Origin of the sequence: Nakamurella sp. PAMC28650, assembly GCF_014303395.1 — a bacterium.
Classification (GTDB): Bacteria; Actinomycetota; Actinomycetes; order Mycobacteriales; family Nakamurellaceae; genus Nakamurella.
In genome coordinates this window covers 5,169,421-5,193,694 of the sequence record NZ_CP060298.1, presented here as the reverse complement: position 1 = coordinate 5,193,694, position 24,274 = coordinate 5,169,421, and the positions used below count along the sequence as shown (strand labels likewise).

Sequence of the window (24,274 nt, the reverse complement as noted above, 5' to 3'; positions counted from 1 at the left end):
AACGATCAAACGGAGGCCCGTTCGTCTCCCGTGCCCCGGGACTCCCGGGGCAGGTCACGGGCTATGTTGACGGGGCGAGCAGACGTAAGAATGTCAGTACAAAGTATTGACATGCGGTGTGTGGTGGGCCACTCTTGTGGTCTGATGCAGGTTCCCCGGACGACGTCACCCAGACTCGGGCAGATGCGTTCGTATCGGCCGGTTCTCCAGCCTTCACCCCCGTCGTCGGATGACAACGGGACCTCGAGTTCTGCGAAAGGAACGGATCAATGAGGATTCGCAAGAAGGCCGCCGCATCGGTGGCCGCCGTACTGGGACTGGCCCTGGCGCTCAGCGCCTGCAGCAGCACCGGCGGAGCCAAGTCCACCGAGACCAGCGCATCGTCGGCGGCGGGCTCGGCCCCCGGCTCGGCGAGCGGCACTGCCGCGGGTTCGGTCGATGCCGGATCCGCTGGCACGACGGCCACGACCCCGCGGCTGACCATCGCGATGGTCACCCACGAGACCCCGGGCGACACCTTCTGGGACAAGATCAAGTCGGGCGCCAAGGCCGCTGCGGCCAAGGACAACATCGACCTCAAGTACTCCAACGACCCCTCCGCCTCCGGTCAGGCGACCCTGATCCAGAACGCGGTCGACAGCAAGGTCGCCGGGATCGCCACCACTCTGGTGACGCCGGACGCGTTGTCCGGGGCCGTGGCCAACGCCACGAAGGCCGGCATCCCGGTGGTCGGATTCAACTCCGGCATCGACGCCTACAAGAAACTCGGTGCGCTGATGTACTTCGGCTCCGACGAGACGGTGGCCGGAAACGCAGTCGGCAGCCGGATCAAGGCCGCCAGCGGCAAGCACCCGCTCTGCATCATCCAGGCCGAGGGCTCGGTGGCCCTCGAGGCCCGCTGCGCCGGGGTCAAGGCGCAGATGCCCACGACGGACAACCTGCAGGTGAACGGTGCCGATCTGGCTTCGGTCACGTCCACCATCACGGCCAAGCTGCAGCAGGACCCGTCCATCGACTACGTCGTGGCCCTCGGTGCCCCGATCGCCGTCGCCGCGTTGCAGTCCAAGGCCACGGCCAAGAGCAGCACCCACGTGGTGACCTTCGACCTGAACGGTACGGTCGCGGATGACATCAAGGCGGGAACCATCGACTTCTCGGTCGACCAGCAGCCGTACCTGCAGGGCTACCTCGCGGTGGACTCGCTGTGGCTCTACATCACGAACAAGAACGACATCGGCGGTGGCAAGGCCGTGCTGACCGGTCCGTCGTTCGTCGACAAGACCAACGTCGTCGACATCGCCAAGTTCGCCGCCGCCGGCACCCGCTGACGTAGCAATCCCGATTCCCGGGGACTGGGTCGTCGGCAGCAACCCGGTCCGGTCCCCGGGCTTCTCCACCGATCGGAGCAAGTCATGAGTCTCACCAAGACTCCGCGGTCGACGTCGGCGCCGGTACCCGCCGGACGCGCGTCGCAGCCGTTGATGCAGAGGGCCCTGGGCCGCCCGGAGATCGGTGCCCTCATCGCGGCGATCCTGATCTACGTCTTCTTCTTCATCGTGGCGCCGCCGTTCCGGTACGCGACCTCCTTCTCCACGGTGCTGTACGCCAGTTCTCAGGTCGGTATCGTCGCGGTGGCGGTCGGGATGCTGATGATCGGCGGCGAGTTCGACCTGTCCGCCGGCGTCGCCTTCATCACCTCCGGGCTCACCGCCTCCATGGTCAGCTACCAGTTGACCGTCAACATGTGGGTCGGGACCGGCGTGGCCCTGGTGCTGTCCGTCGGCATCGGCTTCATCAACGGCTACCTGGTGGTGAAGACGAAGATACCCAGCTTCCTGATCACCCTCGGCACGTTCTTCATCCTGCAGGGCGCGAACCTCGCCGTCACGAAGTTGATCACCGGATCCGTTGCCACCCAGGATGTCTCGAACATCGCCGGCTTCGACACGTTGAAATCCATCTTCGCCGGGCAGATCGTGATCAACGGCGTCAGCTACACCATCACCATCGTGTGGTGGTTCGTCTTCGTGGCGATCGCCACCTGGGTTTTGGCCCGCACCAGGGTGGGCAACTGGATCTTCGCGGTCGGCGGCAATCCGGACAGTGCGCGCGCCGTCGGCGTCCCGGTGGACAAGGTCAAGATCGGCCTGTTCATGATGGTGGGGTTCCTGGCCTGGTTCTACGGTCAGCACCGCCTCTACGGGTTCAACACCATCCAGGCCGGCGAGGGCGTCGGCCAGGAGTTCATCTTCATCATCGCCGCGGTCGTCGGCGGCACCCTGCTGACGGGCGGTTTCGGCTCCGCGATCGGCACCGCGATCGGCGCGTTCATCTTCGGCATGGTGACCCAGGGCATCGTCTACGCGGGCTGGGATCCCAACTGGTTCAAGGCTTTCCTCGGCGTCATGCTGCTGCTGGCCGTGGCCGTCAACCTCTACGTGAAGAAGCTCTCCACCACCCGGAAGAATGTGTAGCGATGACAGACACCCTTGCCGGGCATGCGGACAAGACGCTGCAGAGCGGTGAGCCACTGATCGAGATGACCGACGTGGGCAAGGTCTACGGGTCGATCCGGGCACTGCGAGGCGTCAACCTGCGGGTGAACGCCGGCGAGGTGACCTGCGTGCTCGGCGACAACGGGGCCGGCAAGTCCACCCTGATCAAGATCATGTCCGGCTTGCATCCGCACTCGGAGGGCAGCCTCAAGGTCGACGGCCGGGAAGTGAGATTCGGATCCCCTCGCGAAGCTCTCGATCACGGGATCGCCACCGTCTACCAGGATCTGGCCGTGGTCAGCCTGATGGAGGTCTGGCGCAATTTCTTCCTCGGATCGGAACTGCGCACGGCGAACCTGCCGTTCGCGCCCATGAAGATCAAGGAGATGCGGCAGATCGCGGACGCCGAGCTGCAGAAGATGGGCATCACCGTCAAGGACATCAACCAGCCCATCGGCACGCTCTCCGGCGGCCAGCGTCAGTGCGTGGCCATCGCGCGGGCGGTCTACTTCGGTGCCCGGGTGCTGATCCTGGACGAGCCCACCGCGGCACTGGGTGTGAAGCAGTCGGGTGTCGTCCTGAAGTACACCGCGGCCGCGCGGGACGCCGGCCTCGGCGTCGTCTTCATCACCCACAATCCGCACCACGCCTACCTGGTCGGCGACCACTTCATCATCCTCAAGCTGGGCGAGCGGGTGCTCGACAAGAAGCGTTCCGAAGTCAGTCTTGAGGAACTCACCGCCGAGATGGCCGGCGGCCAAGAGCTTGCCGAGCTCGGCCACGAATTGCAGAGATAGCTGCTTCCAGCCGGCTGAACGCAAGAGCTTTCAAAACAACGGCCTCTTCATCGGATGCATTTTCAGGGAGCTACCACATGACAGTCAGCGTCGGCGTCATCGGCGTGGGCATGATCGGCAAGGACCACATCCGCCGGCTCACCACGGTTCTCGCCGGTGCGGCGGTCGTGGCGGTCACCGACGTGAATGCCGAGGAAGCAGCCACGGTGGCGGCCGGACTACCCGGTGCCATCGCGCACCCGACCGGGCAGGACGTCATTTCTGATCCGGCCGTCGACGCCGTGGTGGTCTGCTCCTGGGGACCGACGCACGAGGAATACGTCCTGGCCGCCATCGCCGCCGGGAAGCCGGTGTTCTGCGAGAAGCCCCTGGCCACCACCGAGGAGGCCTGCCGCCGGATCCTGGACGCCGAGTCGGCGTTCGGCCGTCGGCTCGTGCAGGTCGGTTACATGCGCCGCTACGACGCGTCGTACCGGGCACTCAAGGCGGCGGTCGACAGCGGCGAGATCGGCACCCCGCTGATGATGCACTGCACCCATCGGAACCCCAGTGTCCCAGGGCATTACACGAAGGACATGGCGATCACCGACACCGCGGTGCACGAGATCGACATGGTGCGCTGGATGTTCGGCGAGGAGATCGTGGCGACGACGGTGCTGACCCCGCGCAAGAGCCGGCTGGGCGGCGAACTGCAGGACCCGCTGCTGCTGCTGCTGGAGATGGAGGGCGGCGCGCTGATCGACGTCGAGATCTCCGTCAACATCCGCTACGGGTACGACATCCGCGGCGAGGTCGTCGGCGAGGAAGGCACTGCCGCGCTCGGCGAGTCGAATCCGATCGTCGTGCGCAAGAACAACATGTACTCGGGACGGGTGCCGCAGGACTGGCGCGAGCGGTTCCTCCGCGCCTACGACGTGGAGTTCCAGGAGTGGATCGACGCCGTTCGTGACGGAGGCGAATTCGGTCCGAGCGCCTGGGACGGCTACGCCGCCGCCGTGGTGTCCGACGCCGCCGTCCGGTCACTTTTCGGTGGTGACGGCCGGGTCGAGGTCAAGCTCGGCGACAAGCCGTCCCTCTACGACGCAACCACCTGAGCCTCGGCATGCGCATCGCTCTGGATCCACACATGATCCGGCACCTCCCACTGCTGGAACTGCCCGGCGTGGTGGCCGATCTGGGCTACGAGTGGATCGAGCTGTCCCCCCGCGAGGACTTCCTGCCGTTCTTCCGTCACCCCAGGGTCGATCTGGCGTCGGTGCGCAGGTTCCGTCAGGAACTCGATTCGGCGGGGGTGGCGGTGTCGACCCTGTTGCCGCTCTACCGGTGGGCCGGCCCGGACGAGGACGAGCGTCAGGCCGCCATGCGCAACTGGAAACGGGCGATCGACATCGCCTCCGAACTCGGTGTGTCCCGGATGGTCTCGGAGTTCAACGGCCGTCCCGAAGCGGTCGCGAAGTCGGAGCACCAGTTCTTCAGGTCCATGGAGGAACTGCTCCCGATCCTGGAGCGACGCGAGATCGACCTGGTGCTGGAGCCGCACCCCGACGACTTCATCGAGGACGGCGTCGAAGCCATCGACGTGATCCGCGGGATCGACTCCCCGCGATTGTCCTACCTGTACTGCGCGCCGCACACGTTCCACATCGGCAACGACCCCGAGAAGATCATCAAGCACGCCGGCTCCCTGCTGACCGACGTCCATCTGGCCGATTCACTGGACTTCAGCGCCTCCTCGGGGCTGCGGTACATCGTCAACCCGCCCGGGTCGACGGTCCGCGTCCACCAGCACCTGAACATCGGGCAGGGCGAGGTGGACTTCGTGCAGCTGTTCTCGCTGCTCAAGGAGATCGGTTTCGACGGTCAGCTCACCGCCTGCGTGTTCGCGTGGGAGGACAAGGCCGAGGAGTCCAACCGTTTCATGCTCGAGAAGATCAACCAACTCTGGGACGCCAGCTAACGCGCGGCTCGCCCCCGCCCCCGCCCCGCCCCCCGCCGCGCTTATCAACTTCGCCGGCGCTCATCAACGTCAAGGTCTTGGGACTCGAGTGACGCGAGTCGACCCGTTCATGAGCGCGGCCCACCGTTGCCCCAGAAGGAGCACCCATCATGACGACCAGCAAGACGGATTTCTCCCGGCTCACCCTGGGCAACGCGCCGGATTCCTGGGGGGTGTGGTTCCCCCTCGACGATCACCAAGTGAGCTGGAAGCAGTACCTGGACGACGTCGCCAACGCCGGCTACCTCTGGACCGAACTCGGCCCGCAGGGCTTCCTGCCGCAGGACCCGGCCCAGCTGCGGGACGAGCTCGCCCAGCGCGGCCTGAAGGTGTCCGGCGGAACGGTGTTCGCCGGGCTGCACAAGGGGAAGGAGGCGCTGGACAAGGCGATCACCGACTTCAGCCGGGAGGCCCGCCTGCTCACCGAGGTCGACGCGAAATTCCTGGTCCACCTGCCGGAGCAGTACACCGACATGCACACCGGGGCCGCGACGCAGTCCGAGGACATCGACCCGGAGCAGTGGTCGAACCTGATCTCCGGCACCGACGCCCTGGGAAAGATCCTCTTCGAGGAGTTCGGCGTGGAGCTGGTCTTCCACCCGCACGCCGACACCCACGTCGACACCCAGGACCGGATCGAGCGGTTCCTGCAGGACACCGATCCGGCCTTCGTCAACCTCTGCCTGGACACCGGTCACGTGGCGTACTGCGACGGCGACAACCTCGAACTGATCGAACGATTCGGCGAGCGGATGACGTACGTCCACATCAAGCTCGTCGACCCCGTCGTCCGGGAACGTGTTCGCGCGGAGAAGCTCTCGCTCGCCGAGGCCGTCCCGTTGGGCATCATGGTCGAGCCGCCCTACGGCGTGCCGGATGTGCCTTCCCTGCTGGAGGCGCTGGCCGGCCTCGACCGGGAGATCTTCGCCGTCATCGAGCAGGACCTCTATCCGGTGGCTGCGAATATCCCGCTCGCGATCCAGGCCAGAGCGGCCGGGTACTTCACGGCCCTTGGCCTCGGCCCGATCCGGCGCTGGCCCTACTGAGGCCGCTGAGCCGGTGCCGTCGAGGAGGTGGCGAAGGGGGCGCGCTGATCAACTTCGGCGGCGCTCATCAACGTCGCGATGATGGGACCCGAGTGACGCGAGTCGACCGGTTCATGAGCGCGGCCGGCTGTTGTCCGCGGCTCGGGCACGACGGCGTGTTCGCCGAAATGGCGCCAGGGTCAATCGTAGGCTCAGTACTTGGGGCGGCGCCAACGGACAGTGGCCAGAAGTACCCCGGCCGGTGGCCGATCCGCTAGCCTCTATGTCATCTCAGCCCGCCGCCGACGGGCGCAAGCACCATGTCGAGGACGACTCAGGGCCGCCGGGCCACACAGCCGTGGATGAGGTCGTGAAGGCGTGCATTTCGATGATCCAATGCCAACGATCTTCGGACGGTCGGACGAAGAGGGAATTCTGCATATCTTCCTGCATGCTGATGCTCAACCCGGCGGCCTGGCCATCCTGGGTGAAGCGGGGATGGGGAAGTCCACCCTCTGGGCCGCCGGAGTGTCCCTGGCCCTGGCCCGATCCATGCTGGTCCTCGGGGTGCGTCCGGCGCAGGCAGAAGCCAGGATGTCCTTCGCCGGTCTGGGTGACCTGCTGGAGCCGGTCGCCGATGAGGTGCTGCCCCGGCTAAATCCACCGCAACGGGCCGTCCTCGAGGTCGCCCTGCTGCGCCGGGTCGCGAGCGGCCCCCCGGCCTCCGAGCGGGAGATCGGCGCCGCCGTTCTGGCCGCCCTGCGGCTGTTGTCCGAAGACCGGCAGATCGTCGTCGCCCTCGACGATGTGCAATGGCTGGATCGGGCCACCGCCGACGTCCTGGGCTATGCGCTGCGACGTCTGCGCGCCGAGATGGTGTGGGTCCTGGTCACCAGACGCACCGGCGACCCGGATGCCGTGCTCGAGGGCGACGCCCCCGGAGTGACGGTGAGCGAGGCGCTGGCCGGTCGGCGGAGCCAGGTGGTGACGCTGGGCGCCCTGCCCGCGGCGGCGGTCGGCGACCTGCTCCGCCATCAGCTGGGGAACCGGTCGACGCCCGGCGCACTCCGCGAAATGGTTCTTGCCTCGGGCGGGAACCCCTACTGGGCCACCGAACTCGGCCGGGCCGCATTGGCGGCACTCGCCGGAGAGGCGCGCTCGGAGGAGGACTTGTCGGTCCCCGACACCTTGACCGAACTGCTCGATCGGCGGCTGGGCCGGGAGAGTGGCGCCGTGCGGGCGGTGGTGCTGGTGGTCGCGGCGCTGTCCAGGCCGACCTGCCGTTCGGCCGGACGGGCGTTGGCCGGGGTCGTCGCCGACCCCGAAGCCGCCATCGACGGCGCCGTCGCGGCCGGGCTGATCATCGAAGCCGCCGGCAGACTGAGGATGTCACATCCGCTGCTGGGATCGCAGGCGATCCGGTCATTGCCGCCGGGACAGCGCCGGCGGCTACATCGGCGGCTCGCCGAGATCACCGCCGACCCTGAACAGAGAGCCCGGCATCTGGCCCTGGCCACCGACGGCGAACCCGATGCCGACATGGCCAGGTCGTTGGAAGCCGGCGCACTGTCGGCCTGGTCACGCGGCGCCGTCCACACCGCCGCCGAGCTGGCCGAGCTGGCCGTCGCCTCGACCCCGCCGGCGGACCGGGCCGACCGCTTCCGTCGGGGGCTGATCACGGCCGAGTTGCATTTTGCAGCAGGCGATCTCGTGCGCGCCTGCGAGCGGGCCGAGGACCTCGCCGTTGATCGGCCCGACGTCGGCGAATGGCCGGGTCTGCTGCCCATCCTGGTCGAGTCGACCTACTGGGTCCGCGGTCAGCACGCCGCTCAGGCCGTGGTGCGGACCGTGCTGGACGGGTTTCCAGGAGACCTACGGTGCCGTGCCGTTGCGCTCGCCTGCGCCGCGGACGTCGGTGACGGGGCCGGATCGACCAGGGCGGATCTGGCCGGGGAGTCGATCCGCCTGTTCGACGGACTGGCCGGCTCGGACCCTGGGGCCCTGTCGATGGCACTGGTCTACCTTGCCGAGGATCATCTGGATTGCGGCCAGGGCATGGCGGTGGACCTGCTGGACCGGGCCGAAGCGGCGGAAACGCTTCACCGGGCGGCGCAGCCCCGGGCGATCTCCGTCCTGAACCGGGTCAGCAGCATCCGCGGCTACCAGCTCAAACTCGTCGACGATCTGGACGGCGCTCGCGCCCACCTGGTCCGCGCGCTGGCGACGGCTCGTAGCGAGGGCGACGACGGGTCACTCGCTGCTCTGCTCGGGCATCTGGCACTCACCGAGTACTGGGCCGGGCGCTACGGGCAGGCCCAGGAGTTGGCCGCCGACGGCTTCGACCAGATCGCCGCGAGCGGCGGGGTGGCCCCGGCGACCTTGTACTGTGCCGCCGCCCTGTCCGAGATCCTCACCGGACGCGCCGACCGGGCCAGGGACCTGATCTCCGGACAACTCGCCCCGGACGACCGTGACCCGACGAAGAAGACCGTCGCCTACCGGCATGTGCTGGGTCTGGCCGACCTGTTGGACGGTCAGAACGGAGCGGCCCTCGCCCAGTTCGAACGCGCGTGGCAGGCTTCGGCCGCCCTGCGGATCCAGGAGCCCGGCCGACGGCAACGCCTGGAGGCCGACCTCGGTCAGGCCCTGGTCGTGGCCGGCCAATTGGACCGGGCCGCAGCTCTCGCGGCCGAGCAGCGAAAGCTGGGGGAGCGCCTGGACCGCCCGACCCTGATCGGAGTCGGCCACCGATTGCAGGGTCTCGTCCAGGCGGCGAACGGCGATCTGGACGCCGCAGCGACCTCGTTGGACCGTGCGGTGACGACGCACCGCCGGTCGCCGCTGGTGCTCGAGCTCCCGCGCAGTCTGCTGGCGCTCGGGCAGGTGCAGCGCCGCCAACGTGACAAGTCCTCGGCCAGAAGCAATCTCCGATCGGCGGCAGACCAGTTCACCGCCATCGGCGCGGTCCCCTGGATGCGGATCGCCGAGGCCGAACTGGCGCGGATCGACGGGCCGCGCGCGGGAGCGGTGCTCACCGCCACCGAGGAGAAGGTGGCCATGTTGGCCGGTGCCGGCCGCAACAACCGGGAGATCGCAGCAGAACTGTTCGTCAGCACCAGGACGGTGGAAGGTCATCTCGCGGTGGTCTACCGGAAGCTGGCCATCCGCGGGCGCTCGCAGTTGGCCCATCGAGTGCCCTGAACCAGCGGGTGCGGACGACGCGGACGGTTCCCGGTCTGGCGCGGTCACCACCGCGACAGGACGGACCGGGCAAGCGCGACCATCCGGCTCCTGACCGCATCCGGAGTACTGGTGAGGTTGGCCAGGGAGGGCAGGATGACGCTGAACGCACGCGCGCCCTTCTGCACGAAAACCTCGCCGGCCGTGGCGTTCCAGAAGGCGTCGTCGCCCAGCCCGGGTACATGCGTGCTCAGAGCTTCGAGTTGCTGCTTGAGGCCGCTGATGTCGGACGGGTCCGTGCGCACCTGCAGGTACAGCACGTTGCTGGGATCGGTGGCGGCGGCGAAGACGCACATCCCGGTCGCCCCACCATCGGCGATCACCACCATCGTCCGGCCGGTGGCGGTCGACACCTCCGGCAGGGTCAGGAGGCGACAGGCCGAGCCGGCCGCCGCGGTGTCGACGCTCGACGCGGTGGCCGTGCGGTCGGATCCACCCGCCGCAGCAGCGGGGGCGGACGGCGCGGCGGCCGGAGTTACGGGTAGGGCGGTCGGCGGACTGCTGCTGCAGGCCCCGATCCACAGGACGAGACCCAGGGCGGGCACGATGGCCATCGAGTTCAGCCTCATGACGATCACACCCGGCCGAGCAGGGCGGCCGCGAGAATTTTTTCCTGGGACAGGCCTTTGTCGGCAAGCCCGTCGACGCGCGGCCCGTGAATGTTGATCGAGTACGCCGTGCTCCCCTTGCGGAAGTAGAGGAAGGACCCGGCGGCATCGGTGCGCACGAGGGCTTCGTCACCGATGCCGTCGATCGGGGACGGGGGCTTTCCGCTGGCCCGGAAAGTCGCGATGTTGGCGTCCCAATCACCGAAGGTGACGTCGACGCCGGCAGCGAAGTCCTTGGTGCCCCAGGAACAATCGTTGGCCATCGTCGGTGCGCCCGCTCCGAGGGGTTCCCCGGTGGCAGCGTCCACCTCCTTCTGGGTCAGCCAGGAGCAGGGCTTCCCGGTGGCGGGGGCTGCAACAATGGCTGCCGATGCGGCGCCCGCGGCGACCGGCGCGGGCCCGTTGCTCGCCGGCGGCGGGGCTGCGGTGCCGACCGGCGATGTGCTGCAGCCGCCGATCAGCAGGCAACAGGCTCCGACGAGCGCAGCGTCGAGGATCGAGATCCGGGTGGTGGTCATGGCAGCTCCGTCGTCGGTGATGGTGCAGAAGGGGTGATCACGCCGGGCCGGGGGGCGTGCGGCGTCATAGCGAGCGCGCGGGCAGGATCCGGGCCGTGGTCGACCCGGCGCGACGCAGGGCCTCGAGGACGGTCGCGGCGTCGTCCGCATCGACGACGCTGAGGCAGGTCTGGTCGGCCGGAACGTACAGGGCGTGCAGCATCAGCACCGGGCATCCGGCGGCAGTCATCGAATTCGCCGCCGCACGCACCGCGGCGATGAGGCCGTCCAGCGTTCCAACGTCGGCAATGGGTGCCGGATGCTGAATCACGAAGATGCCCATGCCGAGAAAACTAGGCCCGGGTCGCGGGTGGGGTACCCGTAGAACTACGGGGCCGTTACGTGGATCTCGGCCGGCAGCTGCGCAGGGCCGGGGACGGAACAAACGGGTGGCGTCCGCGTAGTCCTACGGGTACGGCCGGCGTGCGTGCGGCGCTAGCGTTCGTCGTCCGGGCATCTTCGTCCTCGGCAGACCTGTCGCACCAACGGTTTCGGGTCACTCAAAGCTTCGTTCACAGTGAGGTTCCACATGCCCTACCTCAAGGCTCCCGCGTCGAACGTCCCCCGGCCGACAACAGGCAGCAAGTGCTGCTGGGCGGCCGTCGTGCTGACCGCTTCGCTGCTCGCCGGATGTACCACGGGCGGCGTCCCCACCGCAGCCGTGTCGGCCGTCCCGCCGAGGTCGGCCGCCACCGCTCCGGCCGCCGCCACCCTCGCGGCAGCGGAGCTGGCCTACGGTGCCAGCCCGAAGTCGGACGCCTCGATCGCCTATCAGAGGGACGTCGTATTGGTCGGGGGCGGGGCATCGGCGGTGGAATCGGTCAGCGCCGACGGGATGATCTGGACGATCAAGGGAACCGCTGCCCATGTCGCAGACCTTCAGCCCGGAAAGGTCATGCTCGCCAGCGGTCTGGGCGCCGGGCGCATCCTGGCCGTCACCACGGTCGGCGGCAACCGGCAGGTCGTGCTCGGTCCGGTGGACATCACCGATGTGGTGCGCGACGGCAATTTCGACTCCACCGCTCCGGTGCCCTTGGATTCTGCCCTGGCCTATGCCACGCCCACCCGGCCGGGACTGCTGTCCAGCACCGACGAGAACCCGGCCGTGACGCCGACGGACTCTGCTGCGGCTCCGACGCCGGTATCCGCCGCCGGGTCGTCGGTTGTCTCCTCGGGCGGGGTCGCGCCCGGGCCGTCGGTCGCGCCGGGATCGGTACCGGCACCCGGAACCGCTCCGGATACCACCGCTCCGTCCGTCAGCGCTCCGTCCGTCAGCGCTCCGTCCGTCAGCGCTCTGTCCGTCAGCGCTCCGTTCACCACCGCTCCGTCCACCAGCCCGCCGGCCGGGTCCGGCCAGGTCACACCGGCCACCGAGCCCGGTGGCTTCCGGTTGCCCACCGTCGAGTTCGGCGCAGCCGTCGAGCCGGCTGATTTCACGGGGGCGCACCACGCAGCGGCGATCGCAGCGGACCGACTGCCGGCGCCGGCGGTCCCCGGGTCCGGTGTTCTCCCGCTACCGGTGAGCACTCCAGCCACCGACGACGTCGGGGCCTACGCCCTGACGTCGTTCTGCTGCGCCGGGGGAGCCGGTGTCAAGCTGTCGTACGACCACGCCGGAATGCGGGTCTCGGCGACTCTCACCCTGCACCTGAGCGCCCCGTCGGTGGCCTTCCGCCTGCACATCGCAGGCGGAAAGGTCACCGAAGCAGCAATCGAACTGCACGGCGCTGCCGGCATCGGGATCCAGTTCAACGCGGCCTCCACCGCCGGGGTCAAAGGCAACGTGGCCCGGCAGCGAGTGCAGGTGCCGGTGGCGTTCACGGTGCCGATCGGCGGATTCGCGTTGCCGCTGACGGCCCGGGTGGAGCAGACCTTCAGCCTGTCCACCGCGTTCGCCTCACCTGGGTCGATCAGCGCCACCGGCGACTACTCGTTCGGTGGGACACTGGGTTTCGGGATCCACGGCCTCACCCAGACCGTCACCAACGCCGACAACTTCGCCACCCAGACCTCCTTGCTGGACTCGATCCAAGCCGTGGGCATCGCCCCGGTCGCGTTGGAATTCGGGTACCAGGCGAAATTGACGGTCGGGCTCGGGCTCCTCGGATTCTCCGCCGGGGCCTGGCTCTCCCTGGTCGTGCGGATCGGGGTGACAGCGGCCTCCTCGGAAGCCGCGGTTCCCTGCCGGCTTGCGGCCATCAACGCCCAACTCGGCTACGGGATCGGGTACCAGATTCCCACGCCGGTCGCCAAGCTGGTGAACTTCTTCCTCACCACGTTCGGCGCGCCGCCGATCGCAGCCAGCGGCGGCATCACCGGTCCCTACCAGAGCATCGTGGACAAATCAGCGACCCAACCCGACACCGCCTCGTGCCACTGAGCCGCCGCTGAGCCGCCGTTGAGCAGCCCCTGCGCCCGACCAGGCGCGGGTCAGGCCGGGATCAGTGCGCCCGTCAGGAAGGCGAGCGAGGCGGCCACGTCGGCCAGGGCGTCGACGGCCTGCTCTGGTCCGGACAAGATGGTGTCCTGCTCCATCACGTACCAGCCTGCGTAACCGGCGTTCTCCAGGATGCCCAGGATGCCCAGGAGATCGACGTCTCCGGTACCGAGCGGCACGTACAGACCGGCTGCGACCGCCTCGGTGTAGGTGATCTCGCCCCGTTGCACCCGTTGGGCCAGGTCGGCTCTGACGTCCTTGAGATGGGTGTGGGCGATGCGGTCGGGCGCCGACGCGGCGAGGGAGACCACGTCGTTGCCGCCGATCATCAGGTGCCCGGTGTCCAGGGTCAGGGCGATGCCGGAACCACCGAGCACCCGATCGACCTCGGCCGGCTTCTCGATCATGGTGCCCACGTGCGGGTGCAGGGTCGGGACGACGCCCCGCGCAGTGGCGGCCGCCGCGAGACGGTCCAGGTTGTGCAGCAGTCGCCGCCATCCCGCTTCGTCGAGGTCGGGGCGGTCGTCGTAGCCGTCCACCCCGGTCGAGGCGGCCAGCACCAGGGTGCCCGCCCCGGCCGCGACGAAGGCGTCCAGTTCGCGCTCCAGACCCGGCAGCGGATCGTGGGACGATTCGTGCAGCAGTACCGGTACGAACCCACCGACGGCGTGCAGGCCGTGTGCAGCAAGGGTTGTCACCTTCGCGGCCGGATCGGCCGGCAGGAAGGTGTCCGGTCCGAACTCGGTGGCGGTGATCCCGAGTTCGCGCATCTGGGTCAGGACGAGATCCGGTGGCAGCTGGTATCCCCACCCCGGTACCTCGCACACCCCCCAGGAGATCGGCGCGGCCCCGATGCGGTCCATGGCGGTCATCAGATGCGGTCCCGGCGAGATCCGCCGAGGAGGGGGGACGGGGCGGATCTGTCGACACCGAGTTCGATTCGCATGGAACCTCTTCGTTGAGGGGGATGGACGGGGAGCCGGGTGACCGCCGGGCGCACCCCTACTCTGACGGTTCGATGACTTGGCTGTCAACAGGATGTCTAGACAAATCAGAGCCCAGTCCGACGTCCCCGTATCGTCGGGTGATGGCCGGGCGCCGCACCAACCTCGCGCTCCTGGCACTTCTACCGCTGGCCGTCCTTACCGGCGCGGTGACCTTCCTGGTGGGCAGCGGGCCGATCAGCCTGGTGGTGATCGCGCACGGCGTCGTCGGAATGATGCTGTTGCTGCTGGTGCCCTGGAAATCCACCATCGCCAGACGTGGCCTGCGTCGTCGTCGGGCGGGCCGGTTGACGTCCCTGCTGCTGGCGCTGGCCGTCGTGGTGGCGCTGCTGACCGGTCTGGCCCACAGCACCGGGCTGCTGGTCTCCGCCTTCGGGATCACTGCGCTCCAGGTGCATGTCGGCGCGGCGCTGGTCGCGCTGGTGCCCGCCGCCCTGCACGTCCGGCGGCGGCATACCCGACCACGGGTCGTCGACCTGTCCAGACGCTTCGCGTTGCGCGGCGGCCTTCTGGTGGCCGCGGCCGGCGGTCTGTACGCGGCCATCGAGGGGACGGCCCACCTGCTCGACCTTCCCGGTGCCCGGCGGCGGTCGACCGGCTCCTACCAGACCGGGTCCGGTGACCCGGCCGCGATGCCGAACACCTCCTGGCTGCTGGACGCCGTTCCGTCGATCGATCAGGGCACCTTCCGCCTGACGCTGACCTCGTCCGGCACCTCGAAGGACTTGACACTGCCCGAGTTGGCCGCCTACGGCGACACGGTCACGGCGATCATCGACTGCACCGGCGGCTGGTGGGCCGAGCAGGCCTGGACCGGCGTGCGGCTCCGACGTCTGCTGCCGGACGGCGCCACCGGCAGCGTGGAGGTGACGAGCGCGACCGGATACTCGCGGCGGCTTCCGTTGACCGACGACCTGCTGCTCGCTGTGGCCGTGGGCGGCTCGGTCCTCTCGCCCGGGCACGGTGCCCCGGTCCGGCTGGTCGTGCCGGGCCGGCGCGGCTTCCACTGGGTGAAGTGGGTCGTGCGAGTCGATCACGACCAGCGGCCGTGGTGGCTGGAGTCGCCGGTGCCGTTGCAGTGAGGCCGACTTCTCAGTCGGTGGAGGCCTTTTCGACCTGCCAGCCTGAGAATACGGCCGCCCGCCAGGCCTGGGCGAAACGTTCGACCGTGAATCGGGCCTCATACGTGCGGCGGCCCTGAGCTCCGGCGGAAACGACCGACTCCCGCGTCAACGAGGACAGGACGCCGGCCAGTGCCGCTGCGTCGCCCGGAGGGAAGAGCCAGCCGTCCGTACCGTCGGAGACGATGTCCAGGAGGCCGCCGGCGGCGCTCGCGATCACCGGTCGCCCTCTGGCGAAGGCTTCGATGGCCACCAATCCGAAGGGTTCAGGAGCGTCCGACGGCATGATGACGACGTCGGCCGCCTCGATGTAGCCGGACGGGTCGGTGACCTCCCCGACGATCGAGACCGACTCGGGTCGCTCCAGTGCGGTCGCGACGGCTACCACGTCGACGGACTCTCCGCTGGGTGGGGCGCCCCCCAGCACCACGAGTCGACCGGGGGAGCCGGCGAGATCCCAGGCGGCCAGCAGGGTCTGATGGCCCTTCCAAGCGTTCCAGCGACTGGCCACCAGGAAGATGAGCGCTCCGGATCGACCGGTCAGCGGCACCATCCGCAACGGCTCCGGTGTGCCGTTGGGTACGACCACCGTGCGACTGCGCACGCTCCTGGGCAGCGACCGACTGACGGCCTCCGAGATCGACAGCAGGGAGTGGCACGCCCGCGCCGGCAGGCCGATGATGGTCCGATCCGAGCGCGACCAGATCTCCTGGAAGTGCCCGACGACGTGCGGAACCCTGGCCAGCCTGGCCACCGGCGCGGCCAGCAGCACGGCGCTGGTCGTGCAATACACCGCGTCTGGCCGGGCCGATCTGAGCAAGCCCACCAGGCGCAACGACTTCATCGCCAGGACGGCCAGACCTCGAGGATTCTGATACGCGCGCCGCATGACGGGCAACGCAAGATGACGGACCGGCACGTTGCGCGCCGCCAACTCCTGGCAGAGCGGGGTGGCGGGGTGGGCCAGGTCGTTCGGCAACCAGACCTCGACGTCGGTGTCCACCCCGGCTGCGGCGACCATCTCCAGCAGCATTCGGTCCGCGCCGTAGAGCTCGTCGGACGAATGCAGGAAGATCAGCCGCTGAGGTCGGGTCATCGCGTGGGGGTGTCCTTGCGTTCTGTGTCCTCGCGCCGGGTGGGCCGAGTCGTGGCCGCTGCCCCCGCAGTGTCTCATCGGGGCCGGCCGGGGTTCGACGGCGCCGCGCCTGGGGAGAGTAAATGACCGAGCAAAGTGCCATTTGACCTGACGCGTCGCACAGATGCCGTCGCTTTCAGTAAGTATTTTCACCCGATGGTGTGAAATTCCAGACGCATTCACCTGATCCGCCCAGTAGAAACCACGCAGTGTTAGATTGTTGTGGCCACGCCGAGGCCTGGCCCGGGATGTCTGTCCAACGTTGGCGCGATGACTGGCTACTTGTTGTAACGAATGGACAGGGTGCATCGACGTGTGGTGTGGCAGAACCCGAAACAGCATGCAGCGGTGGACGAGTCTTGACCTTCTCCCCAGCTGGGAGGTCTGAGCCGGTGACCACGTCCAACGACCTGACGACGCGAGCAGGCGACGCCTCCCGGCCGTTGCCCGATGTCGACGCAAAAGTGGCCTCCGGTCCAACTCCCCGGTCGTCCTACCGGGAAATCGTCCGAGCGTTGGCCGCCGCCCAGAAGCCGTCCAAAGGGGCGCCCGCCTATTCACGCTTCGTGAATCGCCGCCTCGGTCGACTGATTGCCGCGGAGGCTTTCCGGCTTCGGCTGACCCCCAACATGGTGACCGCGATCAGCGCCCTTTTCTCATTTGCCGGCGTCGCGCTGATCGCAGTCGTCCGGCCGAGTTGGTGGCTGGGCATCCTGGTCTTCCTCTGCTTGGTCCTTGGCTACGCATTCGATGCCGCAGACGGACAGCTCGCTCGCCTGCAGGGCGGCGGCAGGCCGTCCGGCGAGTGGCTCGATCACATGGTCGACGCCACCAAGATCTCGAGTCTGCACCTGGCCGTGCTGATCAGCGCCTACCGTTTCATCCAGGTGCCGCGCGCCGCGCTGCTGATCCCGATCGGCTTCACCGTGGTCGCCGCGGTGATGTTCTTCGGCATGATCCTGAACGATCAGTTGCGGCGTCAGTACGAATCCAGAACGGGCAAAGGCCTTGACCGGGGCGGAACATCCCTCGTCCGGTCGCTTCTGGTCATCCCCACCGACTACGGACTGCTGTGCGTGGTGTTCATCCTGCTGGCGGCACCCCAGGTCTTCTTCTGGGTCTATGCAGTGCTGTTCGCGGCGTCGGCCGGCTTCATGGCGTTGGCCGCGGTCAAGTGGTTCCGCGACATGAAGGCCCTGGACTGAGCAAGGACCGACCGCGGCAGATGACGGTCCTTGCTCGGCATCGTCAGGCCGCCTGCTTCAGCAACCGCTGGAGCTCACCGGCGAAGGCGTCGACGTCCGCCTCGGTGGTGTCGAACGCACACATCCACCTGACCTCGCCGGTCGCCGGGTTCCAGTCGTAGAACCGGAACGCCTCGCGCAACTGGTTGGCCACTACCGGATCCAGAATGGCGAAGACCGCGTTGGCCTGGGTGGCCTGGGTGATCTGTACTCCGTCGAGGCCCCTCACCGCCGTGGCGAGGCGGGCCGCCATGGCGTTCGCATGCTGGGCCGACCGGAGCCAGAGGTCGCCCTCCAGCAACGCGATCAGCTGGGCCGAGACGAATCGCATCTTGCTGGCCAGTTGCATGTTCATCTTGCGCAGGAAGGGCAATGCCGCCGCCGCAGCATGTTCCTGCGGACGCATGACGACGACCACCTCCCCGTACATCAGCCCGTTCTTGGTGCCTCCGAAGGAGAGCAGATCGACGCCCGCGTCCGAGGTGAATGCGGCCAGGGGTACATCGAGAGACGCAGCGGCATTGGCGATCCGGGCTCCGTCGACGTGCAGCAACATGCCTTTGCTGTGCGCGTGCTCGGCGATCGCCGAGATCTCCGCGACCGTGTAGGCCGTGCCGAGCTCGGTGGTCTGGGTGATGGACACCGCCAGTGGCTGGGCGCGGTGCTCGTCACCCCACCCCCAGGCCTGACGGTCGATCAGGTCCGGCGTCAACTTGCCGTCGGTGGTCGGCACGGTGAGCAGCTTCAACCCACCCACCCGCTCCGGGGCAGCGTTCTCATCGGTGTTGATGTGTGCCGTCTCGGCGCACACGACGGCCCCCCAGCGGGGAAGGACCGACTGCAGGGAAAGGACATTCGCGCCCGTACCGTTGAACACCGGGAACGCCTGCACCCCTGGTCCGAAATGCCCGGCCATCACGGTCTGCAGATGCTCGGTGTAGAGGTCCTCGCCGTAGGCGACCTGATGGCCGCCGTTGGCCTCGCCGATCGCGGCGAGCACCTCCGGGTGCACCCCGGCATAGTTGTCCGAGGCGAAGCCTCGTTGGGTCACGTCATGGAGTCTGTTCACGCAGTCCATTGTCCCAGTGTTGGTGGAGGGTTTCGTCCGCTGCCCCGGATGGATCAACCTGCAGGAAAGGCGGGATCCCAGCCGACAGCGCGTCAGATCAGCGAGATGCGGGCCCCGTTGATGTCGGCGGCTTCCTCGGTGAAGAGGTCGACGACCCGGGCGGCCAGGTCCCGCACGTCGGTGAAGCCGGCAAACGTCTTGTCAGGGCTCGCGTCTCGCATACCCTGATCGACCAGAGCCTTGATGACCAGGGTGGTGGCGGCAGAGTGCTGCGGCACCGGGTCGACCTTGGCCTGGGACTGGAGGCGGCGGAACGATTCGGCCATCGAGAGCATCCAGGCCTCGGTGGCCGCCTTCACCGCCGCGTAGCTGGCGCCACCGGGCGTGGGGGACTCGACGGCCGTCGCGGAGACGATCGCCATCCGACCGTCCGACGAGGCCGCGAGGTCGTCGTGGAACGCCATCGTGACGTGGCGCAGGCTGTCCATCAGGGTGTGCGTCAGGAACGCCCAGTCCTCGTCGGTGTTCGCGGTGAATCTCGGAGCCCCCCGCCATCCCCCGACCAGGTGGACCAGGCCGTCGATCCGGTGGTGCCGCCGACGGATCCGTTCGGCCAGGGCCTCGCAATGCGGACCGTCGGCGAGCTCGGCGACCTGCGGGTGCACGCCCTCGAGCCCTTCGAACAGCGATGCCAGCCGATGCTCCTCGCGGCCGACGGCGACCACCTCGGCCCCGGCCTGGGCCAGCGCCTGCACGGTGGCGCGGCCGGCGGCTCCGGTCGACCCGGTCACCACCACGACCAGGCCGGTCAGTTCGCCGGCCGGCCGCCTCGTCATCGGGGCCTCGTCATTCCAGGCACGCTCATCGACAGATCATCCCGTAATTCCCGCCGTCGCGCTCACCACGGGGGATAGCTTGCGATCGAGTGCCTCGTAGAACATGGACAACGGGAATTCATCGGGCAGAACAGCATCCGTCAGGCCCTTCGGTGGGCCGTCCAGCGGCAGGGCCCCGGGTCCCTTGGCCCAGGTCGACATCGGGCTGGGGGCAACGGTGGCCGACACCAATCGGTAGGCCGCCAACCAGTGCGCGGTCTTGGACCGGTCGATCGACTGCCAGTACAGGTGCTCGATCTGGCGTCCGAGCTCCAGGATCGGCTCGGTGACTGCGGCCCATTCGATGGTCAGCCGGTTGTCGGTCCAGTGCAGTACGCGGTGCTGGTGCAGCCAGGCGAAGAGCAGCTGACCACCGAGACCGTCGTAGTTGCGGACCCGGCTACCGGTGATGGCGAACCGGAAGATGCGGTCGAACAGGATCGCGTACTGCACGAGGCGTGCCTGCGGGACACCCTGCTGCTCGAGCAGTACGGACTCGCGGTACGCGGTCAGATCGCAGCGCAACTCCTCCAGGGTGTAGAGGAAGAAGGGCATCCGCTGCTTGATCATGAACGGGTCGAACGGCAGATCCCCGTGCATGTGGGTGCGGTCGTGGATCAGATCCCACAGGACGAAGGTCTGCTCGGCCAGCTCCTGGTCGGCCAAAAGGCGCGCGGCGTCCGGCGGCAGGGCCAGGCGGGTGATGTCGGCGGCTGCGGTGACCACGGCTCGGAACCGGGCCGCCTCGCGGTCCGCAAAAATTGCGCCCCAGCTGAACTTCGGCACCTCGCGCATCGCGACCGTCTCCGGGAACAGGACGGCCGAGTTGGTGTCGTAGCCCGGGGTGAAGTCCAGGAAACGGATCGGTACGAAGAGCTTGTTCGAGTAGTCGCCCGCTTCGAGCTCGTCGATGAACTCCGGCCAGATGACCTCGATCAGGACGGCCTCGAGGTTGCGGTCCGGGTTTCCGTTCTGGGTGTACATCGGGAAGAGCACCAGGTGCTTTCGTCCGTCGACCCGATCGGCCTCCGGGTGGAAGGCCATGAGCGAGTCGAGGAAGTCGGGAACTGTGAAACCTGCTTCAGCCCAACTGGTCAGGTCTTTGACGCAGGCGGCCAGGTAGTCGGAATCGTGCGGGAACTCCGGCGCGATCTCCTCGATCCCGGCGACGATCCGTTGGACGAGTTCACCGGCCACGGCGTGATCGTGCTCGACCGAACCGTCCGTGCTCTGCAACGGACGGAAGGCGGTGACGGCCTCCTTCAGCCGGAGCCACGCCGGATGCCGCGAGATCGGGTCACGGTACTGGTGGGTGACCGGTACCGCGCTGCGTGCGGCGTAGGTCACCGCGTTGAACAGCAGGTCCCCTGAGAACGGATCCATGGCCACGCCCAGGAACACCGCCCGGGAATCTCCGATCAGGCTTGTCGCGGCGACCGGTGCGCCCGGACGGCGGGACGTCCCCGGAAGACGGATCATGGCCGTTGCCGAATCGGCGAGACCGAGCGTGACGGTGGCGGACAGCAGGTCGGTGTCCACCCTCGCCAGCAGGTCCTGGGTGAGGGCAGACCGTTCGGCCGGGTCCTGCGGGTGCAGCCCGGCGGTGGTGGGTTCGTGCACCGCGGCGGCCAGTCCACGGACCGCCGGTCCCTGCACGGGGGTCCAGGAGATGTCGCCCAGCGACGGGTGCGTCGACGTCTCTGCGGTGAGGACGACCACCACTCCGGCACCGCCGGCCACGGCCCGCGAGATGTCCTCGTCGAACGGAGATCCGTTCAGCACCAGCACATCCGCTTCAGCCGAAGTGGCGACCACGGCGTATCCGCGATGCGTCAGGACATCCTCCGGCGAGAACCCGTTCTTCGCCCAGGTCTTGTCGTTGCCCAGCCACACACGTGGAAATTGTGTCATGATCACCTCTCCTGCGTTAGATTTTCCTGTCTTTGAGACTACAGACAGGAAGTTATCCGGTCAACGCAGGGCAAGGCAGAGATATCCGGGCGAAGGACGGGGCGACCGGTGTGGTGGTTCTCAGTTCACCGAGAGAGAACGGAACGCGAGCACCCCGTCGGTCGAGCTGCGTCCGATGTGCAGGTAGCCGCCGCGGTAGGTGTGGTCGGTGGCCGAGACGGTCGCCCCGGCGACGTCGGTCCGGGACCAGGTGATGCGGGTGGGCGTGACCTCCAGCTGGAACTTGAGCCACTGGCCGGGCGTCGGCGCCGGGCTCTGGACCGACGCGGCCAGCGAGGTTCCGTCCGTCCGCTCGTCGTCGTGGCGAAAGAGCTCCAGACGGCCGTCCGCGCGCAGCAGGGCGTGGTACCCACCGCCGAGTCCGGACCGGTGTTGGTAGTACGCATCGTCGGCGTGTCCGAAGGCCAGGGTCATGTTCTCGGTGAGTGCCGAAGGCAGGGCCGGCCAGGATGCCTCGAACTTGATGGTGTAAGCGGCGCCAGCCTTCGCCAACGGCCCTAACTGCCCCAAAGTCAGGAAGTGTTGTGGCCCCTGTGCCCCGAGATGAATTTCGTTGTTCGACCAGTTCGGGGCATAGGTAGCTGAAGCTGGATCGCGGGTCATCTCCCCTGGCGAGATGGCTCCGAACGACCACGCGTCCGTGCTTGCCACCGGTGCAGTAGTGGCAAGATATTGATAGCTGGATCCAACGATCCCAGTACAACCCAGGGCAAAGAAATGCTGTGCGTCGACCCGGCGATGTGAGGCGTAAACCCACACCGGCACCCCGGTGGCGACGGCATCTCGAACAAGGCCGCTGTCAATATATCCATTCTTTCCGCTATTCGGCAGGATGATGTAGTCATTCGAAGGGTCCAGCTGACTGGCCAGAGTGTTGATACGTGCTGTGCTGAGATCATTCTCGGCGCCGAAGTAGGCGAACACCGGGTAGCCTGATGCCCGCGCTTGGGGGATACGACCACTGGAATAGAAGGCTTTGACAACAACTGATGCCTTCAGACCCCGAGCTTCTATCATCGCCATCATCGAGGGGTAGGCAGCATCTTGTTTCGCCTCGATGCAAAGGACAACTTTCCCGCCGAGGGCGTCGAGCACATCGGACAGGAACGGCACGCCTGGCCTCGGTTCGACCGCCCATGCAGGGCCCAGTTGGGGGGCGCTCAATCGAACTCCCCGGAGCACTGCAGCTGGTAGACCGGCAGCCACACCTTTGGCAGTCGTGGTGCGGTCGTAGGTGGCATCGTGCATGCAGATGAGCTGTCCATCGGACGTCATTTCGACGCTGACCTCCAAGCACTGGGCCCCGGCCGCCGCCGCCGCTCGGTAGCCCTCCAGGCTGTGTTCCGGGTAGACGTCCCCGCTCCCTCTGTGTCCGATGTAGTAACGGGACCCGCGGGTCTTGACCCATGAGGACACGGTGGCATTGGTGACAGTGAGTGCGCCAGAAGTGGTCTTGGCAGCCGCAGCCGACGACCCATCGATAAGAAGGCCAGCGCCGAGGCCGACACCGGCCGCCGCTCCGTAACCCAAGGTTTCCAACGCAGCTCTCCGCGTCAACTTCACCATCAGACCCCGATCTTCGTCACCATTGCCTCGAGTTCATTGTGCCGATAGTGCAGTGAGGGTGGAGTGAGCAGCGCCAAGCCTCGGAGCAGGTTGCTGGCAATCAGGGGGTCGATGCCGGTCACTCCTCGAACAGCGACGTGACCGATCCGTCCTCGAAGACCTCGTGGATGGCTCGGGCCAGCAGAGGTGCGATGGACAGCACGGTGAGCTGCGGGAAGTGGTGCTCCGGGGGGATCGGCAGTGTGTTCGTCAGGACGACCTCGACGGCTCCGCACGCACCCAGACGCGCGGCGGCCGGGTCGGACAGGACGCCGTGGGTGGCCGCCACGATGACCCGCTCTGCGCCGGTGTGCATGATCTCCTGGACCGCCTTGGCGATGGTTCCGCCGGTGTCGATCATGTCGTCGACCACGACGCACGTGCGCCCGGCGACCTCGCCGACGACCCGGTTGGCCTTGACCTGGTTGGGCTGGTTGGGATCGCGCGTCTTGTGGATGAAGGCGATCGGCACGCCCCCCAGCCGGTTGGCCCACCGTTCTGCCGTGCGCACCCGCCCGGAGTCGGGAGAGACGACCGTCAGCCGTTCGGTGCCGTACTTCTGGGAGATGTAGTCGGTCAGCAACGGCTGGGCGAAGAGATGGTCGACGGGGCCGTCGAAGAAGCCCTGGACCTGGTCGGTGTGCAGATCGACCGTCATCAACCGGTGAGCCCCGGCGGTCTTCAGCAGGTCGGCCACCAGTCGCGCCGAGATCGGTTCGCGCCCACGGTGCTTCTTGTCCTGCCGCGCGTACGGATAGAACGGCAGCACGACGGTGATCCGCTTGGCCGACGCCCGCTTGAGTGCGTCGATCATGATCAGCGTTTCCATCACCCACTTGTTGATGGGTACTCCACACGACTGGATGATGAAGGAATCCGTTCCCCGCACGGAGATCTCGGGACGGACGAAGATCTCACCGTTCGCGAAGTCGTAGGTCGAGGTCGGGGTGACTTCGGCGTCCAGGTACTTGGCCACCTCGTCCGCCAGTTCGGGATAGCCCCGGCCGGAGAAGAGCAGCATGCTCTTGCGGGTGTCGGTGAAGATCGCATTCACGCGGGGAGATCCCTTTCGGAGACGGGCAGAACGGTGTGGGC

The 24,274-nt window shown here is 67.7% G+C and carries 20 protein-coding genes; 10 read left to right on the top strand and 10 right to left on the bottom strand.

What is annotated here, in order from left to right; translation table 11 throughout:
* The first annotated feature begins 269 nt into the window (after nucleotides 1-269).
* The 7 genes from H7F38_RS23480 (at nucleotide 270) to H7F38_RS23450 (ending at nucleotide 9,514) form a co-directional block, all read left to right on the top strand.
* Nucleotides 270-1,328 carry a substrate-binding domain-containing protein gene (locus tag H7F38_RS23480; protein ID WP_187092014.1) on the top strand — a complete coding sequence of 353 codons (1,059 nt, stop codon included), beginning with the start codon at nucleotides 270-272 and terminating at the stop codon, nucleotides 1,326-1,328.
* 84 nt (nucleotides 1,329-1,412) lie between these two features.
* Complete coding sequence (locus H7F38_RS23475; RefSeq protein ID WP_187092013.1) at nucleotides 1,413-2,474, top strand: ABC transporter permease; 1,062 nt, start codon at nucleotides 1,413-1,415, stop codon at nucleotides 2,472-2,474.
* A gap of 2 nt (nucleotides 2,475-2,476) precedes the next feature.
* Nucleotides 2,477-3,292: an ATP-binding cassette domain-containing protein gene (locus H7F38_RS23470; RefSeq protein ID WP_187092012.1), complete on the top strand. Its 816-nt coding sequence runs from the start codon at nucleotides 2,477-2,479 to the stop codon at nucleotides 3,290-3,292.
* Between the two features lie 77 nt (nucleotides 3,293-3,369).
* Complete coding sequence (locus tag H7F38_RS23465) at nucleotides 3,370-4,386, top strand: Gfo/Idh/MocA family protein (protein ID WP_187092011.1); 1,017 nt, start codon at nucleotides 3,370-3,372, stop codon at nucleotides 4,384-4,386.
* An 8-nt stretch (nucleotides 4,387-4,394) separates the two neighbouring features.
* Complete coding sequence (locus tag H7F38_RS23460) at nucleotides 4,395-5,249, top strand: sugar phosphate isomerase/epimerase (protein WP_187092010.1); 855 nt, start codon at nucleotides 4,395-4,397, stop codon at nucleotides 5,247-5,249.
* Nucleotides 5,250-5,398: 149 nt separating this feature from the next.
* The gene (locus H7F38_RS23455; RefSeq protein WP_187092009.1) at nucleotides 5,399-6,334 is read left to right on the top strand and encodes a TIM barrel protein; all 936 of its coding nucleotides are present in this window, start codon (nucleotides 5,399-5,401) and stop codon (nucleotides 6,332-6,334) included.
* Between the two features lie 375 nt (nucleotides 6,335-6,709).
* Nucleotides 6,710-9,514 carry a LuxR family transcriptional regulator gene (locus H7F38_RS23450; RefSeq protein WP_187092008.1) on the top strand — a complete coding sequence of 935 codons (2,805 nt, stop codon included), beginning with the start codon at nucleotides 6,710-6,712 and terminating at the stop codon, nucleotides 9,512-9,514.
* A 44-nt stretch (nucleotides 9,515-9,558) separates the two neighbouring features.
* Here H7F38_RS23450 and H7F38_RS23445 read toward each other — a convergent pair whose 3' ends face one another.
* The 3 genes from H7F38_RS23445 to H7F38_RS23435 all read right to left on the bottom strand — a co-directional run bounded on the left by H7F38_RS23445 (nucleotide 9,559) and on the right by H7F38_RS23435 (nucleotide 11,001).
* Nucleotides 9,559-10,122: a hypothetical protein gene (locus tag H7F38_RS23445; protein WP_187092007.1), complete on the bottom strand. Its 564-nt coding sequence runs from the start codon at nucleotides 10,120-10,122 to the stop codon at nucleotides 9,559-9,561.
* Between the two features lie 5 nt (nucleotides 10,123-10,127).
* Complete coding sequence (locus H7F38_RS23440) at nucleotides 10,128-10,679, bottom strand: DUF3558 family protein (protein ID WP_187092006.1); 552 nt, start codon at nucleotides 10,677-10,679, stop codon at nucleotides 10,128-10,130.
* A gap of 64 nt (nucleotides 10,680-10,743) precedes the next feature.
* Nucleotides 10,744-11,001 (bottom strand): hypothetical protein, encoded by a 258-nt coding sequence (locus tag H7F38_RS23435; protein WP_187092005.1) that lies wholly within the window; start codon nucleotides 10,999-11,001, stop codon nucleotides 10,744-10,746.
* Nucleotides 11,002-11,247: 246 nt separating this feature from the next.
* Here H7F38_RS23435 and H7F38_RS23430 point away from each other — a divergent pair, with 246 nt between their 5' ends.
* Nucleotides 11,248-13,098, top strand: coding sequence for a hypothetical protein (locus H7F38_RS23430; RefSeq protein WP_187092004.1), 1,851 nt, complete (start codon nucleotides 11,248-11,250; stop codon nucleotides 13,096-13,098).
* Between the two features lie 50 nt (nucleotides 13,099-13,148).
* Here H7F38_RS23430 and H7F38_RS23425 read toward each other — a convergent pair whose 3' ends face one another.
* Nucleotides 13,149-14,027: a sugar phosphate isomerase/epimerase gene (locus H7F38_RS23425; protein WP_187092003.1), complete on the bottom strand. Its 879-nt coding sequence runs from the start codon at nucleotides 14,025-14,027 to the stop codon at nucleotides 13,149-13,151.
* Nucleotides 14,028-14,242: 215 nt separating this feature from the next.
* Here H7F38_RS23425 and H7F38_RS23420 point away from each other — a divergent pair, with 215 nt between their 5' ends.
* The gene (locus H7F38_RS23420) at nucleotides 14,243-15,241 is read left to right on the top strand and encodes a molybdopterin-dependent oxidoreductase (RefSeq protein ID WP_187092002.1); all 999 of its coding nucleotides are present in this window, start codon (nucleotides 14,243-14,245) and stop codon (nucleotides 15,239-15,241) included.
* A gap of 10 nt (nucleotides 15,242-15,251) precedes the next feature.
* Here H7F38_RS23420 and H7F38_RS23415 read toward each other — a convergent pair whose 3' ends face one another.
* On the bottom strand, nucleotides 15,252-16,376 hold the full coding sequence (locus H7F38_RS23415) for a glycosyltransferase family 4 protein (protein WP_187092001.1): 1,125 nt from the start codon (nucleotides 16,374-16,376) through the stop codon (nucleotides 15,252-15,254).
* Nucleotides 16,377-16,807: 431 nt separating this feature from the next.
* Here H7F38_RS23415 and H7F38_RS23410 point away from each other — a divergent pair, with 431 nt between their 5' ends.
* Complete coding sequence (locus H7F38_RS23410; RefSeq protein WP_255498150.1) at nucleotides 16,808-17,620, top strand: CDP-alcohol phosphatidyltransferase family protein; 813 nt, start codon at nucleotides 16,808-16,810, stop codon at nucleotides 17,618-17,620.
* Nucleotides 17,621-17,663: 43 nt separating this feature from the next.
* Here H7F38_RS23410 and H7F38_RS23405 read toward each other — a convergent pair whose 3' ends face one another.
* The 5 genes from H7F38_RS23405 to H7F38_RS23385 all read right to left on the bottom strand — a co-directional run bounded on the left by H7F38_RS23405 (nucleotide 17,664) and on the right by H7F38_RS23385 (nucleotide 24,200).
* Nucleotides 17,664-18,737 (bottom strand): low specificity L-threonine aldolase, encoded by a 1,074-nt coding sequence (locus H7F38_RS23405; protein WP_187091999.1) that lies wholly within the window; start codon nucleotides 18,735-18,737, stop codon nucleotides 17,664-17,666.
* Between the two features lie 83 nt (nucleotides 18,738-18,820).
* On the bottom strand, nucleotides 18,821-19,564 hold the full coding sequence (locus tag H7F38_RS23400; RefSeq protein ID WP_187091998.1) for an SDR family oxidoreductase: 744 nt from the start codon (nucleotides 19,562-19,564) through the stop codon (nucleotides 18,821-18,823).
* Between the two features lie 36 nt (nucleotides 19,565-19,600).
* Nucleotides 19,601-20,962 carry a DUF6421 family protein gene (locus tag H7F38_RS23395; RefSeq protein WP_370531413.1) on the bottom strand — a complete coding sequence of 454 codons (1,362 nt, stop codon included), beginning with the start codon at nucleotides 20,960-20,962 and terminating at the stop codon, nucleotides 19,601-19,603.
* 672 nt (nucleotides 20,963-21,634) lie between these two features.
* Nucleotides 21,635-23,140 (bottom strand): glycerophosphodiester phosphodiesterase, encoded by a 1,506-nt coding sequence (locus H7F38_RS23390; protein WP_187091997.1) that lies wholly within the window; start codon nucleotides 23,138-23,140, stop codon nucleotides 21,635-21,637.
* A 118-nt stretch (nucleotides 23,141-23,258) separates the two neighbouring features.
* Nucleotides 23,259-24,200 carry a ribose-phosphate diphosphokinase gene (locus H7F38_RS23385; protein WP_370531412.1) on the bottom strand — a complete coding sequence of 314 codons (942 nt, stop codon included), beginning with the start codon at nucleotides 24,198-24,200 and terminating at the stop codon, nucleotides 23,259-23,261.
* Nucleotides 24,201-24,274: the final 74 nt, after the last annotated feature.